Here is a 15,529-nt window from a genome sequence, read left to right as displayed (position 1 = left end):
GTCAGGTGCGATCGGGCCCGGCCGTGAGGGCGGTCGAGAGCATCGGCTGGGAGGGCGCCGGCGCCGGGGCGGGCACCGCCGCGGGCTCGTAGCAGCGCACGACGAGCAGCGAGGTCGGGCACCCCTGGATGATGTGCTCGGCGCGGATGCCGAACCGGCGCTGCGCGAGGCCCCACTCGGACCCGACGCCGACGAGGACGAGGTCGTAGCCGCGCGACGCCTCCTGCAGGGCCGCGTCCGCGGGCGACTCGTGGTGGACGACCTTGAGCGTCACCTTGGCCTTCCGCAGCGCGCCGCCCTCCTCGCCCTCGAACACCTCGTCGACCGTCTCCTGCGCGCCGAGCGCGTCGTCGGCGCGGCGCTTCGGGTTGACCACGTGGAGGATGGTGACGTCGGCGCCGACCTGCTGCGCCAGGCGGCGGGCCAGGGCGAGCGCCGCCCTGTCGTGCGCCGTGCCGTGGAAGGGCACGAGCAGCTTGCGGACCGCCGAGAGCCCGCGATCGATGAGCACGCCGACGTCGGTGCGGGCGCCGCGCATGACCTCGTAGACCGTGCCGCCGAGCACCGTCTGGCTGATCAGCGGCTTGTGCCACCCGACCAGCACGAGGTCGGCCTGCTTCACGTCGGCGACGTTGCAGATGTCGTGGCTCGGCTTGGGCGAGACGAAGGACAGCGGCCGGACCTCGACGTCGAGCTCCTTGGCGCGCGAGAGGAGCGGCGAGAGCGCGGCCGCCCCCTGCCGCTCGGGGCCCTGATCCAGGTAGAACGAGCCGCGATCGGTGGGCGGGATGAGGCGGAGCGCGTAGAGGCGCCGCGCCTCGGGGCCGCGGCCGGCGAGCGCGCTCGCGAGCGTCACCATGCCGGGGCCGGTGCGCTCGTAGGAGACGCACATGAGCACGGTGAACACCTCTGCCGCCGCGGGCAGCGGCGTCCGCCCCGGGGCGTCGACGAGCTCCTTGGCCAGCTCCTCCGGCGGGTAGATCCAGCGCAGGAGCGGCGAGGTCATGAAGGTGGTGACCAGCGCCATGAGCACCATCATCGTGAACAGCTTGGGCGAGATGATGCCCAGATCGAAGCCGAGGTTCAGGACGATGAGCTCCATCAGGCCGCGGGTGTTCATGAGGATGCCGACCGCGCTGGCCTCCCGCCAGCTCTGGCCCGTGATGCGGGCGGCCACGGCGCTGCCGCCGAACTTGCCGGCGCAGGCGACCAGGATGATGAGGCCGCACATCACCCAGCCGTCGGCCGAGTTGAGCAGCCCGATGTGCGTGCGCAGGCCGCTGAAGGCGAAGAACAGCGGGAGCAGGAAGACCACGGCGACGTCCTCGAGCTTCTCGGCGAGGCTCTGCGCGAAGCCGGTGCCCTTCGGCATGATCGCGCCGAGCATGAAGGCGCCGAACAGCGGGTGGATGCCGATCATCTCGGTCATCCAGCTCGACACGATGAGCAGGAGGAACGTGACGGCGACCAGGTTCTGCGAGAGCCCTTCCTTGCTGGAGCCGCGCTCGCCGAGCCGGGCGAGGAAGGGGCGGACCAGGAACAGCATGCCGGCGATGTAGGCGACGGCGAAGACGGTGGTCCACACGGCGCCCACGAGCCCGGTGGAGCGCGCGATCGAGACGACGAAGGCGAGGACGCACCAGGCGGTCACGTCGTCCACGGCGGCGCACGTGATCGTGAGGGCGCCGACCTTCGTGCCCAGCAGGCGCTTGTCGGTGAGGATGCGCGCGAGCACCGGGAAAGCCGTGATGCTCATGGCCACACCCATGAAGAGCGCGAACGACATGAACGGCACGGAGCTGCTGGAGAGCCGCGGGTACAGGTAGAGCGCGAGCAGGCCGCCCAGCGCGAACGGCACGACGATGCTCGTGTGGCTGATGATGACCGAGGCATGGCCGCGCCCGCGCAGCAGCTTCGGGTCGAGCTCCAGCCCGATGAGGAACATGAAGACGATGAGCCCGACCTCGCTCACCAGCTTGAGGAGCGGCAGCGACTCCTGGGCGAACAGGACCGCCGACGTGTCGGGAAAGAGCCAGCCGAACAGCGACGGGCCGAGCAGGATGCCCGCCGTGACCTCGGCGATGACCATCGGCTGCTCCAGCCTGCGGGCGACGAGGCCCACGAGGCGCGCGCACGCGATGATCAGGAACGCCTGGATGAGGAAGCGGCTCAGCGGATTGTGGATCAGGGTCTCCATCGGGAACGCTCCCCCCTGGTAAGTGTTAAGTGAACGCTTATCAGCGGGCCGTCTCGACTGTCAATAATTAGGATGCGCAGCGTCAAAGCCGAGCTCGCCATGACGCACAAGCGGCGGCGCGGTCGGTGGAGGTGCGCGAACAGCCGACGGGCGTGCGCGCGCAGCGGAGGCACGTGACCGTCCCGTCGCGGGGCAACGCCCCCGCAGCGCGATGGACGCTTTGACGTGGGTGGAGCGCGGGCGGCTCCCACGCGTCGCGCCGACGGAGCCGCCGGGCGGCTGCGCTCACCAGTCGGTCGGCAGGTAGTCTTTGAGGAACTGGCCGTGCATGTGCTGGCCGGTCAGCAGCCCGGAGAAGATCGGATCGCAGATGCGGGCGGCGCCGTCGACGATGTCGAGCGGCGGGTGGAAGCCGTGCTCCTCCAGCTTGCGGGCGGCGAGGGCCGCGGGGTCCTCGTCCGTGACCCACCCGGTGTCGACGCTGTTCATGAAGATGCCGTCCTTCGCGTAGTCGGGCGCGGAGGTGCGCGTCATCATGTTGAGGGCGGCCTTTGCCATGTTGGTGTGAGGGTGCCTGTCCGTCTTGTAACGGCGGTAGAACTGCCCCTCCATCGCCGACACGTTGACGATGTGCTTGTCGAAGGTGCGGTGTCGCACCATGAGCGGCTTGAGCCGGGAGTTCAGCACGAAGGGGGCGACCGCGTTGACGAGCTGGACCTCGAGCATCTCGACGGTCGGGACCTCGGCGAGCGTCAATCGCCAGCTGTTCATCGTGCGGAGATCGACCTGCTGGAGATCGGCGTCGTAACGGCCCTTCGGGAAGAGCACGTCGTCGAGCGGTTCGTCGCCGGGGCCGGGGATCTGGGAGAGCAGCGCGGGCTCGCGGAGGCCGGCGGAGGGGTCGTCGCCCGCGATGAGGGGGAGCGCGCCGCGCGCGCGGAGCCCGTCGTACTCCTCCAGCAGCGGCCGCGCGGCCTCCGGGAGCGCATGGACCGGCGCGGCCTCGCCCTCGATGAGGTGGCCGTAGAAGCCCGGCGGGCGGCGCACGGTCTGACAGGCGTTGTTGATGATGACGTCGAGGCGATCGAGCGTATGGAGGAGGTGGCGCGTGAAGCGCTCGACGCTCGGCGTGTGGCGGAGGTCGAGGCCATAGATGGAGAGGCGCGAGCCCCAGACGTCGAAGTCGCGCTCCGCCGAGAAGCGGCGGGAGGCGTCGTGCGGGAAGCGGGTCGTGACGATCACCCGCGCGCCGGCGCGGAGCAGCATGATCGCCGCCTGATAGCCGATCTTGACGCGGGCGCCGGTGACCAGCGCGACGCGGCCGTCGAGCGGCGCCGTCTGGCTGCGCTTCGCATGGTTGAAGTCGCCGCAGGCGCCGCACATCGAATCATAGAAGAAGTGCACCTTGCGGAACTCGGCCTTGCAGACATAGCACTTGCGCGGCTTCGCGAGCTCCGGAGCGCCGCGCTCGCTCGACGGCGCGGGCTCCCCGGCGGCGGGCGGCGCGGAAGGCGGTGAGCTCAGCGCGGGGGGCGCGGCGATGCCGGGAGGAGCGAGCGAGGGGGCGTCCGGCGTGCGGAACACGGGCTCACGGCGGGCGGCGCGGATGCCGACCGCGTCGAGGAGCGCGGTGTCGGCGGACCGCTGCGCGCGCCTGTCGCTCTTGCGGAACGCCCTGGCGAGCTCCCGTTGCTCGGCGCGCTCGGGGCGCGAGACGCGGCCGGCGGCGAGGAGGAGCCGGCGGCGGTCCTCGGCGCTGATCGAGGCGAGCTGCGCGCGATCGTCGACCAGGGACTCGAGCACCCTCAGGCAGGCGTCGAGTTCGGCGGGGGTGAACGGCCGGCCTGAGCCGGCAGCGTCGCTCTCGGAGCTCATCGAAGCGGGGGTGCATAGCACGCGGGCGCCCAGGCGCGAACCGGCGGCCGCGAGCGGCCGCGGAGCGCGGCGACGCGGGACCTGAGGCGGGAGGATCAGCGCTGGTACGGGCAGGGCTTGCCGTTCTCGCCCGTCTCGGCGAGCCCGCCCGCCGCATCGACGGTGAGCGTGGTCGGGAACGGCTGGCCGCCCGGCCCCTGCGACGCCTCGGCGACCGAGAGCGAGACGGTGTCGCCGGAGCGCTTGAAGGCCCCCTTGCGGTGGACGATGCCCGACCAGATGCACGCGACCCGCGGCGGGCAGGGAGAGACGCGATCCTCCGCGGTGAAGCTGCCGTCCTTCGCGAACGAGAGCACGCGCTCGTAGTTGCGGGGAGCGCACGCGGCGGACCTCCAGGTGCCGAGCAGCGCGTCGCCGCCGGGCGCCGGGGTCGTGGCCTGCGCCGGCGTCGTCGGCCCGGAAGCGGTCGGCGCCTGCGTCGTCGGCGCTTGCGTCGTCGGCGCCTGCGTCGTCGGCGCTTGCGTCGTCGGCGCCGGCGCGGTGGGTGGCTCGGCGGGCTCCGCAGGCGGGGCGGGCGGAGTCGGCTCGGGCGCCGGCTCGCGCGGGCCGTTGCCGGTGCACGCAGCGAGCGACGTCAGCAGCGCGACGAGGGGGAGCGTGGAGGTTCGCATCACGGCCGCTCATCCCATGGCCGCTCGATGCCCGCAACCGCGCGCCGCGGCGCCCGACGCGACACGAAGCGCAATGAAAAAGCCGAGAGCGCGAGCGCGGCTCGCCCCGCTGGAGGAAAGCGCGTGAGGCGGCCGACGCGGAGCTGCAATGACGTTGACGCGCGCACGCGAGCCGATGCAATGCAGGAGAGATCGGTCTGACCATCACCAGGAGGCTGAAGTGCTCTCTTCGACGCGCTGTCGCTCGATCGGTATCCTCGCCGCCACGTTGAGCCTCGGTTGCTCCACGACGGTACGGGACTTCAGCTCCGGCGCTGGTGGGAGCGGCGGTGACGACGGTGCGTCGTCCTCGTCGGGCACCGAAGCGATCTCGTCGAGCAGCAGCAGCAGCAGCAGCAGCAGCGGCGGCGATGGCGGCGGCGGTGGGGACGGAGGAGGAGAGACCGCGCCCAGGGCCGCTCTGCCGGTGCCTCCTGGCCCGGATCGCTTCATGTGGCAGGGGTCGCAGACCGCGTTCCTCGACCAGGCAGGGGAGCCGTGCGAAGCGCTCGTCGCGATCGCGGTGGGCGACCGGGCGGTCTGCTACGGCGGGCCCGGCGGCGTCCTCCGGTGCGCGGGCAGGATCTACACGCACGTCTTCGGGCCGCAGTTCACGGACGTGCCCGGCGCGCCCGCCGTCGCCCAGATCCTGATATCGCCCACCTTCAACAGCGAGGATGGCAACGCGATCTGCGTGAGGACGCCCGGCGGCGAGGCGCAGTGCATGGGCAACTCCAACAGCTGGGGGCAGTTCGGCGGCGGAAGCTCGGACCCGTCGGCCAGCTTCGTGCCCTGGGGAACGGGGGTGCTCGCCGCCGGGATCGCGACGGGGACGTGGGACCAGCTCTGCGCGCTCACGGTCGGCGGAGAGGCGCTCTGCTCCGGTCACGACCACGGAACGAGCCCGGTCCGGATCGGGCCCGCCAGCAGGTCGGTCGCGGTCGACACGTTCGGCGTGGCGCTGCTCGACGCTCCGGACCTCTTCCGCATGGAAAACGGCCGCGCCGAGTGCCGCGTCGGGCCGGACGGGTTCAGGTGCCGCGAGAGCACGGGCGGCGCGCCCGGCGAGGTGGTCGACGGCACCTATGCCGACCGCGTCGGGCGCTCCTGCTGGCTGACCGCGGCCGGAAAGGTGGAGTGCGCCGTCACCAACAGGTTCGAGCCGGGCGTTCCCCCGCAGCCCCTGGCGCCGATCTTCACGCAGCGACCGGTGCTGGCGCTCGCTGGAAATTTTTACACCGACTCGATCTGCGCTGTGTACGACGACGGCTCGATCTCCTGCTTCGGGAGCAACGATCACGGGCAGCTCGGCGTCGCGGACGCGCAGCTCGCCGCCGAGAAGATCGTGCAGCCGCCGGGCTCGATCGACGTGAGCTGCAGGTGAGCAGCAGGTGGCGGCGCGCGTGAACGCCCCTCGCGAAAGGCCCCCGCGCGCTACTGCAGCAGCGCGAGGAGGTCCTCCCGCGTGAGCGACACCGCCCGGTCCGCCTCGCCCAGCGCGGCGCCCGCGATCGCGCGCTTGCGCTCCTGCAGCGCGAGGATCCCCTCCTCCACCGTGTCCTTCGCGACGAGCCGGTGCACCATCACCGGGCGGTGCTGCCCGATGCGGTGGGCGCGATCGGCCGCCTGATCCTCGACCGCCGGGTTCCACCACGGGTCGAGCAGGAAGACGTGATCCGCCGCGGTCAGGTTCAGGCCGGTGCCGCCCGCCTTGAGCGAGATGAGCATCACCGGCGGGCCGCCCGCCGACTGGAACGACCCGACCACCCCGGCGCGATCGCGCGTCGAGCCGTCCAGCCGGTTGAACGGGATCCCCGCCGCGGTGAGGTGCGGCTCGACGAGGTCGAGCAGCGACGTCCACTGCGAGAAGACGAGCGCCTTGTGGCCGTCCGCCACGCACTCCTCCAGCGCCTCGAGCAGCCGCATCACCTTCGACGACGGCGTGGTCCGCGACGCCGGGCCCGCGTCTCCGCCGCTCGATCCCGGGATCAGCGCCGGATGGCATGCCGCCTGGCGCAGGCGGAGCAGCGCCTCCAGCGCCGCCATGACGCTCGCCCCCTCCGCGAGCCGCGCCACCACGTCCTTGCGCGTGGCCGCGCGCACGGCCTCGTAGAGCTCGCGCTCGGCCTCCTCGAGCTCGCAGTAGAGCACCATCTCCGAGCGCGGCGGCAGCTCGGGCGCCACCTCGCGCTTCAGGCGCCGCAGCACGAACGGGCGGATCTTCTGCCGCAGCTCCGCCGCCACGCCGGCCGCGCCCTCGGCGATCGGCCGGCCGTAGCGGTCCTGGAAGGCGCTGCGCCCGCCGAGCAGGCCGCGGTTCGTGAAGTGCAGCAGGCTCCAGAGCTCGTCGAGGCGGTTCTCGACCGGCGTGCCGCTCAGCGCTACGCGCAGCTCGGCGCGGAGCGCGAACGCGGCCCGCGCCGCCTGGCTGTCGGGGTTCTTGATCGCCTGCGCCTCGTCCAGCACCACCACGTCCCACGCCTGCGCCGCGAGCAGCTCGACGTCGTTGCGGAGCACGGCGTACGTCGTCAGCGTGATGTCGGCCGCGGGGTCGAGCGCGCGCCGCGCGCCGTGGTAGATCGCGAACCGGAGGCCGGGGCGGAACCGCCGGATCTCGTCGGCCCAGTTGTGGACGACGCTGCGCGGGCATACGACGAGCGTCCGCCCGCGCACGGCGCAGAGCGTCTGCAGCGTCTTGCCGAGCCCCATGTCGTCGGCGAGCACCGCGCCGAGGCCGGCGTCGCGCAGGAACGACAGCCAGTCGACGCCGCGGCGCTGGTACGGGCGCAGCGTCGCGGTCAGGTCGTCGGGCAGCGGCGCCTCGGGGAGCGACGCGAAGCCGTCGAGCAGCGGCATCAGCTTGTCGAAGCCGGACGGGCGCGGGTGCTCGATCTCGTCGCACAGGGCGGCGAGCGCCGGGAGGGCCGCGGGCGGCACCTCCTTGTCGTCGCGCCGCGCCGCGAGCAGGTCGGCGACGCGCGCGCCGTACTTCTCGAGCCACGCCGCGGGCAGCGGCGCCCAGCCGCCGCCGAGGAGCGGCACGAGCGGCAGGCCGTCCTGCCACGCCCGGATCACGGCCGCGGCGTCCGCGCGCTTCCGCGGCGCGCCGCCGCCCTCGCCGTCGCCGGCGGCGCCGTCGTCCCGCCCCGTCGCGAGCTCGAAGTCGACGTCGAACGTGCGGTCGTCGATGACGAAGCGCGGCACGAGCTCGGCCCTGCCGAACAGCTCGCCCCGCGCCTCGGCGAAGGCGCGGGCGTCCCAGGCCTCGAGGCGCGTGGCGAAGCGGACCGCCTCGGCGCCGTCGAAATCGACCCGGCGGCCCGGGATGAGGTGCAGCTCGTCGCGCAGCCGGATGAGCAGCACGCGCTCCGCGGCCTCGTCGCGGACCGGCACCGGGCCGGACAGGTGCACGAGCCGGCCGTTCTCGATGCGCGCCTCGGGCGGGTCGCCGTACACGAGGCTGGGCACGACCGAGAGCGTGTGGTCCTTCTGGCTGAGCTCGAGCAGGATCCGCGGCCGCGACGCGCCGCCCGGGCGGGGCAAGCGCTGGCTCTGGACGGTGACCGGGACGCGCTTCGTGAGCTCCGGCAGGACCTGGGTCACGAGCTTGCCGAGATCTCCCCGCGGGAACACCCGCCGGAGCGGGAGGCGCTCGAGCTTCGGGCCGGTGAGGTCCGTCTCGCGGAGCAGGTGCAGCGTGCCGCCGCACCGGACGACGCCCGACGCGATCACCTCGTCGATGCGCGGGTCCCGCTCCACGACGAGCGCGACGCCGTCGTCGTGATCGCGGACCGCGGCGCGGGGGCCGATCGCCTCGCTGGAGACGCGGACGGGCGCGCCGTCGAGCTCCACGTCGGCGACGCCGGCCAGCGCGGCGAAGAGCTCGGGCTGGCGATCCGAGGGGAAATACCCGTGCTGCTTGGTGCCCACGAGCCGGTCGACCGCGAGGTCCTCGTGGGTCGGGTAGAGCTCGGGCAGCTTCGGCCCGGGCCGGTCGGCGCTCATCGGGGCCCGCGCGATCCGGCCCGCGAGGCTGGCGAGCGAGACCCGGAGCGGCTCCTCGGCGCCGCTCGCGTGCACGATCATGCGCTCGAGCGAGAGCACGAGGCCCTTGCGCCGGAGCCGGTACCGCAGCCGCGCTGGCTGGGTCGGCGCGGACGGGCGGGTCTGCGCGGCCGGCGAGGCTGGCGCGGCCGGCGAGGCGGGCGCGACCGGCTGGCCCGGGGCGACCGGCTGGCCTGGAGCGGGCGGCTGGGCCGGCGCGGCCGTCTGGCCTGGCGCGGACGGCTGGGCCGGCGCGGGCGGCTGGGCCGGCGCGGCCGGCTGCGAGAGCGATATGGCCGCCGCGACGGCGTGGGCGCACGGATCGACCTTGCCGCCGCAGTCGCACGTCCACTCGGCGTCCGCGGGGTAGAGGGTGACGGTGGGCGCGACGGGCTGGCCCGCCGCCTTGACGCGGATCACGACGGACTCGCCGCGGTCCTCCCGGCCGAAGGCGGCGCCCTCGCGGGCGAGCTTCACGCCCTGGGACCAGAGGCCCGGAAGACAGGCTTTTCTGATGGCTTCGAGCAGACCCTGCACTGAGACTCCAGACGCCGACGCCAGGCCCACGCCGCGCTCGCGCGCTCTCCCGGACCGGCGCCGCTTCTTGTCGATGTTCACAGGAAGACGAGAGAACGGGAAGGATATCAGGCGTCTCCTTCCGCCGCCTCGTGTTCCAGATCCCGGGAGCTCGCCCGGCGAGCGCGGGGCGCTGCTCTAGCAGGAATTCACGGGCCGCGCGGCCCGGCGCCGCGGGGCTCTACCGGCGCGTCAGGTGCTCGCGGTAACGGTTGGTGAGCTCCATCCAGCGCAGCGTGAGCATCGGCTCGCGCTCGAGCCGGTCCTGCCAGCTCCGATCGACCGCGCTCCACAGGTCCCGGTCCGCGATGCCGTGGCGCAGGAGCGCCCGGTCGAACGACGAGGCCACCCCGACCGACGACTCGGCGCACAGGGCCGCGTACTGCTGCAAGCTGATCGAGGGCAGCGCGCGCGGCGTTCCGCGCTGGTCCGGCTCCGGGGGCGGCCCGGGGGCCGCTGCGCCCGACGGCGTCGGCGCGGCGCTGCCCTCGCCGGGCTCGCCGGCGGACCGCCGGAGGGTGACCCCCGACCGCGCGCTGCCGCCGTCGAGCTCCAGCAGCTCGGCATCGCGCGGGAGCTTGATCGTGGGCAGCGGCATGGCCCGCGGCACCTGGATCGCCTGGTCGGCCTCGCCCTCCGACGGGTAGCCCTTCGCGCTCGCGGGGGGGACGATCGCGGACTGCGGCGCCCAGGTCGCCCGCCGCGGCGGCGCGGAGGGCTCGTCCCCCCACGCGCCGGCGCGCTCGCCGCTCGGCGCCGAGAACGACAGGACCGGACCGGCCTCGGTGATCTCCATCTGCAAGACCAGCTCACCGTCCCTGCCGCGGACGACGAGGCGATCGCCCGACAGGGTCGCCTCGATCTCGTAGCGACGCCCGGACGAGAGCGAGACGGTCGCGGACGATACCAGCGCGTCGCTCGGCGCCCCCCGCGAAGCGGCTTCTTCCTGAGGACGGGGCGCCGGGTGCTGCAGCGCGGGCTCGTTACCGGATGGATCCCCACTCATCTGGACCCGAGCGTAACGCAGCAAGCGCGCCTCGCGAGCGCTTTTCACGACCGCCAGAGGCGCTCGCGCGCATGGATACAGACCGGCGCGCAGCTCGCCTGTCGGAACAGCACGCCGCGCATGCCCCGCGTCCAGGCGGCGAGCGAGCCGGTTGTGCTCCGTTGCGTTCATCTGTGTTCCGTGGCGCTCGCTTGCGTCCCGTCGCGCTCGACAACAGAGGCATACGCCATGAGGCGAGTCGCCATTTCGAAAAATGAAACATGGCGCCCGACGTGGCGCGGCGCGGACAAAAGCAGCCTGCCCTCACGATCGCTTAGAATTCGCCAGGCCAGACCGCAATGCGCCTCGCAGCGTGATTCGTCGGCGTTTCCGGCGCGTCCTTGCCTGAAACGATCGGATCTGTAGTAAGCCGAGCGCCAGTCGGGGGCCGCGAGCTCTTCCCGAAGAGGAGATCTCATGAAGAAGACCCGTCTCGCGCTTGCGCTGCTGTTCGCCGCGAGCCTCGGAAGTTGCACCATCATCGATAGCACCTCGGTTTATCTGACGTGCTCGCAACAGTGCAGCACGGCGCTCGATCCTGATGCGTGCATCGCCGGGTGCGGCACGTGCAGCGGACAGTGTGTCGACCGGGCTCCGGTGGGCTTCGACGGCCCGGCCCTGCTCTGGGTCGGCAGGACGGTGGATGAGCCGCAGTGCCCTGCATCCGCCCCTGCCACGGTGTACAAGGGGTACGAGTCCCTCGACGATCCCTTCATGTGCAACCCGTGCCGGTGCAGCGAGCCGGCCTGCGCCCTGCCCGACGGCCTCAGGACGGCCGCGTCGGCGAGGTGCGACGGAGCGGGGCTCCCGCTTCAGGGCGCCCGGGACATCCTGAATGGCGCCTGCGTGCCGAGCGACGCCCTGGCGAGCGATCACAAGGCGCTCTTGCTCGGCTCGCCCAGGGTCACGCCCTGCGAGCCCCGCGAGGAGCTGCCGCCCGTGCCGCTCATCGTCTCCCCGTTCCCGCGGTGGTATCGCTCCGGCAAGGCGTGCGCCGGCGTGACCCGGGAAGACACCTGCGCCACGCTGGAGAAGACGTGCGTGCCGGCCGAGCAGATGCAGGACTTCTCCCAGTGCATCATGCACCTCGGCGAGGGGGAGGTGACCTGCCCGCCGGAGTACCCGGTGCAGGTCGTGCTCTACGACGACATGAAGGACGAGCGCCGCTGCACGCGGTGCGAGTGCGGCCCCCCGACAGGCAGCGAGTGCTCTCTGACGCTCCTTTCTTACCGGGACGGGGCATGCAGCGTTCTGCTCGCCGCCGGCACGGCGTCGGGCAAAGACCCGGGCTGCCTCGCCCCGACGCCCGGGGTCCAGCCCAAGAGCATGAGGGCGGTCTGGCACGTCAACGAGCCCGGGAGCTGCGAGCCGCGCGGCGGAGAGCCGGTCGGAGACGTGATCTTCACCGGGCCCAGCACCTTCTGCTGCACGACACGTCCGGACAGGAACAGCCACTGAAGGCCGCCTCGCCACGCGCGCCCAGTGAAGAGGGCCCGAAGGCGCGGAATAAGGCGTTTCCTGAATGAACATCAGGCATTACCAGAACAGCAACGACAGAGAACGGTCTTGCACCTAGGGTTCCATCGCACGACCTGCGGGATGACAAAAATCTCTCGAAAGAGAGAAATCAAAGAGTCAAAATACAATGCGCCCTCGTGCGCTCTTACGCGCACACAAAAGGCTTTACCTGCGCGCCAAAGTCAGTATCTACAAGATCACGACGTGGGAGCGATGAGGCCGAGCCCACCTCCGCCGCACGGCCGAGGTGCAGTGTCCCACGGGCACGGGAGACGTTGAGGAGGGGGGGCACATGGGGGGGTGTAGCGGCCGGAGGGGAGGCGGCGGGGTGCTTCGGATCGAGGCGTTCACTCCGCCCGGTGCGGTAGAGATCCCGCCCTGACCGGTACGCCGATGGTACGCGTCGGTTGCGCCGCCATGCTCGCTGTTTCCATGGCAACGGCCTCGGCGCACGCGGATACGCCTCGGTCTGAATCACCACGGGAGACGCAGCAAACGCAACGGGAGGCGCAGGAGGAAGATCACATGTTGCGCGGCGAGATCTCCGCGTCCCCGCTGCTCGCGGTGGGGCTCTTGCCCGCGCTCGCCGGGGGCGCGTCGTTCGCGACCACGTTCCGCTGGCCGAGCCTGTCGATCTCCGTCGAGGCGCGCATGCTCACCTCGCTGGCGGACACCTTCGCGGATGGCGTCCTCGTGCATGCGAGCCTCGCGATGCCGGCGCTCGACATCTGCGGTCACCGCGGGGTCCTGTCGGTGTGCGCGGTGTTCGACGCGGGCGAGCTGCAGATCACGAGCGACCCGGATGTCAGCATCCAGGCGCGCAAGCCCTGGGTCAGCTCGGTCGGCCTGCGGGCCGCCGGAGACTGGCCCTTCTCCGCGCACCTGTCGTTGCGCGGCTTCGCGGAGCTGCGCACGAACCATAGCCGTCCATCGCTCTGGGTGAACAACCGGGAGATATGGCAGGTCCCGCCGCTCTCCGCGGTGGTCGGCGTGGGGCTCGCGCTGCCCGTGGACGCCCTGTAGCGGAGCCACCTGGCCGCGCCTCGGGGAGATGCGGCCCTTTCGCACTCGAACCCTGGCCTGAACGAGCGCGTCATCACGCCGCGATGAGCACCATGTCCGCAACGTCAGCGAGGAACACCGGGACCGGCGGAGCGGCGCCGAGGCGGCCGAGGGCCCTCGCGCGGGCGTGCCTCGCCGCGGCGGCCGCGGCCCTGCTCTCGCCCTCGCGCGCCGGGGCCTCGCCGCCGCGGGCGGCGGTGCAGCTCGAGTACCGGCGCGCCCCGGGGGCCGAGCGCTGCCCGGGCGAGGGGCTCCTTCGCGAGGAGATGGCCAGGCAGCTCGGCTACGACCCGGTGGAGCCCGCGGCGGCCCTGCAGGCCAGGACCCTCATCTTCCGCGGCCCCGGCCGGGAGATGCACGCCACCATGGATCTCCACGACGCGGACGGCGCCGTCACGTGGTCGCGCCACCTGGTCGCCTACAACGACGATTGCAGAGAGCTCGTCATGAACATGGCGCTCTCGCTGCGCGTCGCGCTCGACCCGAGCCTGCGCGTGCAGCCCGCGCCCCCGCCGCCCCCGCCGCCCGCGCCCCCCGTCGAGGTCGCGGCCGAGCTGCCCGTGCGCCCTGCGGGGCCGGAGCTCAGGGTCGGGTTCACGGGGGCCGCGGTGTTCGGGCTGCTCCAGGACACGAGCCCCGGGACGGTGCTCCACGCCGCGCTCCGCTATCCCTCCTTCTCGCTCGGCCTGGAGGGCCTCGTCCAGTGGCCCGCCGAGATGAGCGTCGACCGGGGAATCGTCTCGACCTGGCTCGCGGCCGCGAGCGCGGTGCCGTGCTCGCAGGTGCGCTATCTCTTCGCCTGCGCGTTCGTGTCGCTCGGCGTCGTGACGACCGCCACCCGGGGCGTCTCGCTCGACGAGACATCGACGCTCTGGCTCGCCACGGGGCCGCGCGCCGGTGTCGAGCTGCCGCTCTCCGACTGGCTCGCCGTCCAGATCTACGGAGACATCATGCTCCGCCTCTCGGAGCTCCGCGTCGAGAGCCCGACGGCCGTCCTCTGGGTCCCGCCGTCTGCCGGCGGGCTCGTCGGCCTCCGGGTCGACTTCGGCCTCGTCGGGGGGATCGAGGCGCCCGCGCGGCGCGCTCTCGTGGGTCGGGGCGCATGGGCGCGGCATTGACCAGCTCCGCGGCGGCGACGTCGCCGCGCTCGAGGGGAAACGAGGGGAACGAGGGGGAACAGATGGGGGCAGCGTCACGCAAAAGCACGTCCGAGGAACCTTCCCACGCCCTGATGGCGGCCATCACCGATGAGCATTTCTCGTTCATCGCCCGCTACCTCGCGCGCCTCGGGGTCCGGGCGCAGGACATCGACGATGTCGCCCAGGAGGTGCTCGCCGGCGCCTACCGCGCGCTGCCGCGCTTCGATCCGAGCCGGGGCAGCGTGCGGTCGTGGCTCATGGGCATCGCCACCCACCAGGCGTCGAACCATTTCCGGCGGGCCCACCGCCGGCGCGAGCGCCTCCGGCCGCTCGACGACCTCGAGGCGCTGCCCGACGCCACGCCCGACTCCGAACAGCGCGCCATCGCGAGGGACCGGCGCTGCGTGCTCGACAAGCTGCTCGAGGAGGTGCCGCTCGAGCGCCGCTGCGTGTTCGTCGCCCACGAGATCGAGGAGATCGACATGGCCGAGATCGCCCAGCAGCTCTCGATCCCCCTGAGCACCGCGTGGAGCCGCCACCGGCTCGCCTGGATGGACGTCGAGGCGGCGATGCGGCGGTGGCAGGCGCGCCAGCGCGGCCGCGGTCTCGCGCTCATGCCCTTCGGCGCTAGCGCCCTGGTCCAGGAGGCGCGCGCCGATCGCGACGTCGCGGGCACGCTGCTCGCGAGGCTCTACCGCCGCGCCCGCGGCGCGCTGTCGTCACGGAGGCTCCCCTCCACGGGCGCCGTCCCCACGCCGGCCGGCGCGCTCCACGCCGCCGCCGCCGTGGCCGTCCCGCTGGCAGGCGCCGCCGTGTCCTTCGCGATCGTGCTGGGCGCGATGCGCGCCGCCGCGCCCCGGTCCCCCGCCGGACATCCCGCTGCGACCGCGCCCGTCATGGCCGCCGTCGCACCGCCGCCGCCCGAGGCCGCGCCGCCGCCCGCAGAGGCGGCGCCGCCGCCCACGGACGCAGCCCCGCCGCCGAGCGCCGCTGCAGCGCCGGACGCTCCGCCGGGCGGCGCGAGCGCGGGCGCCTCGAACGCGCGGGCAGGCGCCGAGGCGCTCTCCGGACGAAGATCCGCGCCACGTCCCGCCGGCGTCGCGCCCCCGCCCGCCCGCGAGGCCGCGGCGCCGGCGGCCGTGTCGAGGGACCAGGAGATCGCCGCGGAGCGCGCCCTCATCGACGGCGCGATCGCCGCGTTCTCGAGCGGCCGTTACGCGGAGGCGAACCGCCGCCTCGTCGAGCACGAACAGCGCTTCCCTGCTGGCCGCCTGAGCGCCGAACGAACCGCAGCGCTCCGCGCGCTCCGCGCCAGAGCCGCGCCCCCCAGTCCGCCCTCCCCGGCATTCTAGAGCCGCTCTCC

General features: G+C 73.0%; 10 protein-coding genes. 5 read left to right on the top strand and 5 right to left on the bottom strand.

Translation table 11 applies throughout. The annotated features are described in order from the left end of the window. Window position 1: 1 nt before the first annotated feature. From WME96_RS12405 to WME96_RS12395, 3 genes are all read right to left on the bottom strand, one after another. Complete coding sequence (locus tag WME96_RS12405; RefSeq protein WP_437290351.1) at window positions 2-2,197, bottom strand: cation:proton antiporter domain-containing protein; 2,196 nt, start codon at window positions 2,195-2,197, stop codon at window positions 2-4. Between the two features lie 285 nt (window positions 2,198-2,482). After that, entirely contained in the window at window positions 2,483-4,072 is a 1,590-nt protein-coding gene (locus tag WME96_RS12400; RefSeq protein WP_437290350.1) for an SDR family NAD(P)-dependent oxidoreductase, read from the bottom strand. 95 nt (window positions 4,073-4,167) lie between these two features. Then, window positions 4,168-4,743 carry a hypothetical protein gene (locus WME96_RS12395; protein WP_437290349.1) on the bottom strand — a complete coding sequence of 192 codons (576 nt, stop codon included), beginning with the start codon at window positions 4,741-4,743 and terminating at the stop codon, window positions 4,168-4,170. Window positions 4,744-4,963: 220 nt separating this feature from the next. On the opposite strand from WME96_RS12395, the gene WME96_RS12390 reads away from it, so the two are divergent. After that, entirely contained in the window at window positions 4,964-6,166 is a 1,203-nt protein-coding gene (locus tag WME96_RS12390) for a hypothetical protein (protein WP_437290348.1), read from the top strand. Window positions 6,167-6,216: 50 nt separating this feature from the next. Here WME96_RS12390 and WME96_RS12385 read toward each other — a convergent pair whose 3' ends face one another. Continuing rightward, complete coding sequence (locus WME96_RS12385) at window positions 6,217-9,303, bottom strand: DEAD/DEAH box helicase (protein WP_437290347.1); 3,087 nt, start codon at window positions 9,301-9,303, stop codon at window positions 6,217-6,219. A gap of 280 nt (window positions 9,304-9,583) precedes the next feature. Further along, entirely contained in the window at window positions 9,584-10,408 is an 825-nt protein-coding gene (locus WME96_RS12380; RefSeq protein ID WP_437290346.1) for a hypothetical protein, read from the bottom strand. A gap of 456 nt (window positions 10,409-10,864) precedes the next feature. Between WME96_RS12380 and WME96_RS12375 the strand changes: the two genes are divergently transcribed. The 4 genes from WME96_RS12375 to WME96_RS12360 all read left to right on the top strand — a co-directional run bounded on the left by WME96_RS12375 (window position 10,865) and on the right by WME96_RS12360 (window position 15,518). Then, on the top strand, window positions 10,865-11,905 hold the full coding sequence (locus tag WME96_RS12375; protein ID WP_437290345.1) for a hypothetical protein: 1,041 nt from the start codon (window positions 10,865-10,867) through the stop codon (window positions 11,903-11,905). Between the two features lie 585 nt (window positions 11,906-12,490). Beyond that, window positions 12,491-12,988: a hypothetical protein gene (locus tag WME96_RS12370; protein ID WP_433935666.1), complete on the top strand. Its 498-nt coding sequence runs from the start codon at window positions 12,491-12,493 to the stop codon at window positions 12,986-12,988. A gap of 92 nt (window positions 12,989-13,080) precedes the next feature. After that, window positions 13,081-14,145 (top strand): hypothetical protein, encoded by a 1,065-nt coding sequence (locus WME96_RS12365; protein ID WP_437290344.1) that lies wholly within the window; start codon window positions 13,081-13,083, stop codon window positions 14,143-14,145. A 113-nt stretch (window positions 14,146-14,258) separates the two neighbouring features. Beyond that, a complete protein-coding gene (locus WME96_RS12360; RefSeq protein WP_437290343.1) occupies window positions 14,259-15,518 on the top strand; it encodes an RNA polymerase sigma factor in 1,260 nt (419 codons plus the stop codon). The last annotated feature ends 11 nt before the right edge of the window (window positions 15,519-15,529 follow it).

Source organism: Sorangium sp. So ce406 (assembly GCF_051474675.1).
In the GTDB taxonomy this organism is placed as follows: Bacteria; Myxococcota_A; Polyangia; order Polyangiales; family Polyangiaceae; genus Sorangium; species Sorangium cellulosum_G.
The sequence above is the reverse complement of the archived record's forward strand: the minus strand, read 5'-3'. Positions and strand labels throughout refer to the sequence as shown.

Excerpts from the sequence above, each read along its gene's own strand:
- WME96_RS12360 (WP_437290343.1), top strand. The coding sequence starts at position 14,259 with ATGGCGGCCATCACCGATGAGCATTTCTCGTTCATCGCCCGCTACCTC.
- WME96_RS12395 (WP_437290349.1), bottom strand. The coding sequence starts at position 4,743 with ATGCGAACCTCCACGCTCCCCCTCGTCGCGCTGCTGACGTCGCTCGCT.
- WME96_RS12405 (WP_437290351.1), bottom strand. The coding sequence starts at position 2,197 with ATGGAGACCCTGATCCACAATCCGCTGAGCCGCTTCCTCATCCAGGCG.
- WME96_RS12365 (WP_437290344.1), top strand. The coding sequence starts at position 13,081 with ATGTCCGCAACGTCAGCGAGGAACACCGGGACCGGCGGAGCGGCGCCG.
- WME96_RS12375 (WP_437290345.1), top strand. The coding sequence starts at position 10,865 with ATGAAGAAGACCCGTCTCGCGCTTGCGCTGCTGTTCGCCGCGAGCCTC.
- WME96_RS12370 (WP_433935666.1), top strand. The coding sequence starts at position 12,491 with ATGTTGCGCGGCGAGATCTCCGCGTCCCCGCTGCTCGCGGTGGGGCTC.
- WME96_RS12380 (WP_437290346.1), bottom strand. The coding sequence starts at position 10,408 with ATGAGTGGGGATCCATCCGGTAACGAGCCCGCGCTGCAGCACCCGGCG.
- WME96_RS12400 (WP_437290350.1), bottom strand. The coding sequence starts at position 4,072 with ATGAGCTCCGAGAGCGACGCTGCCGGCTCAGGCCGGCCGTTCACCCCC.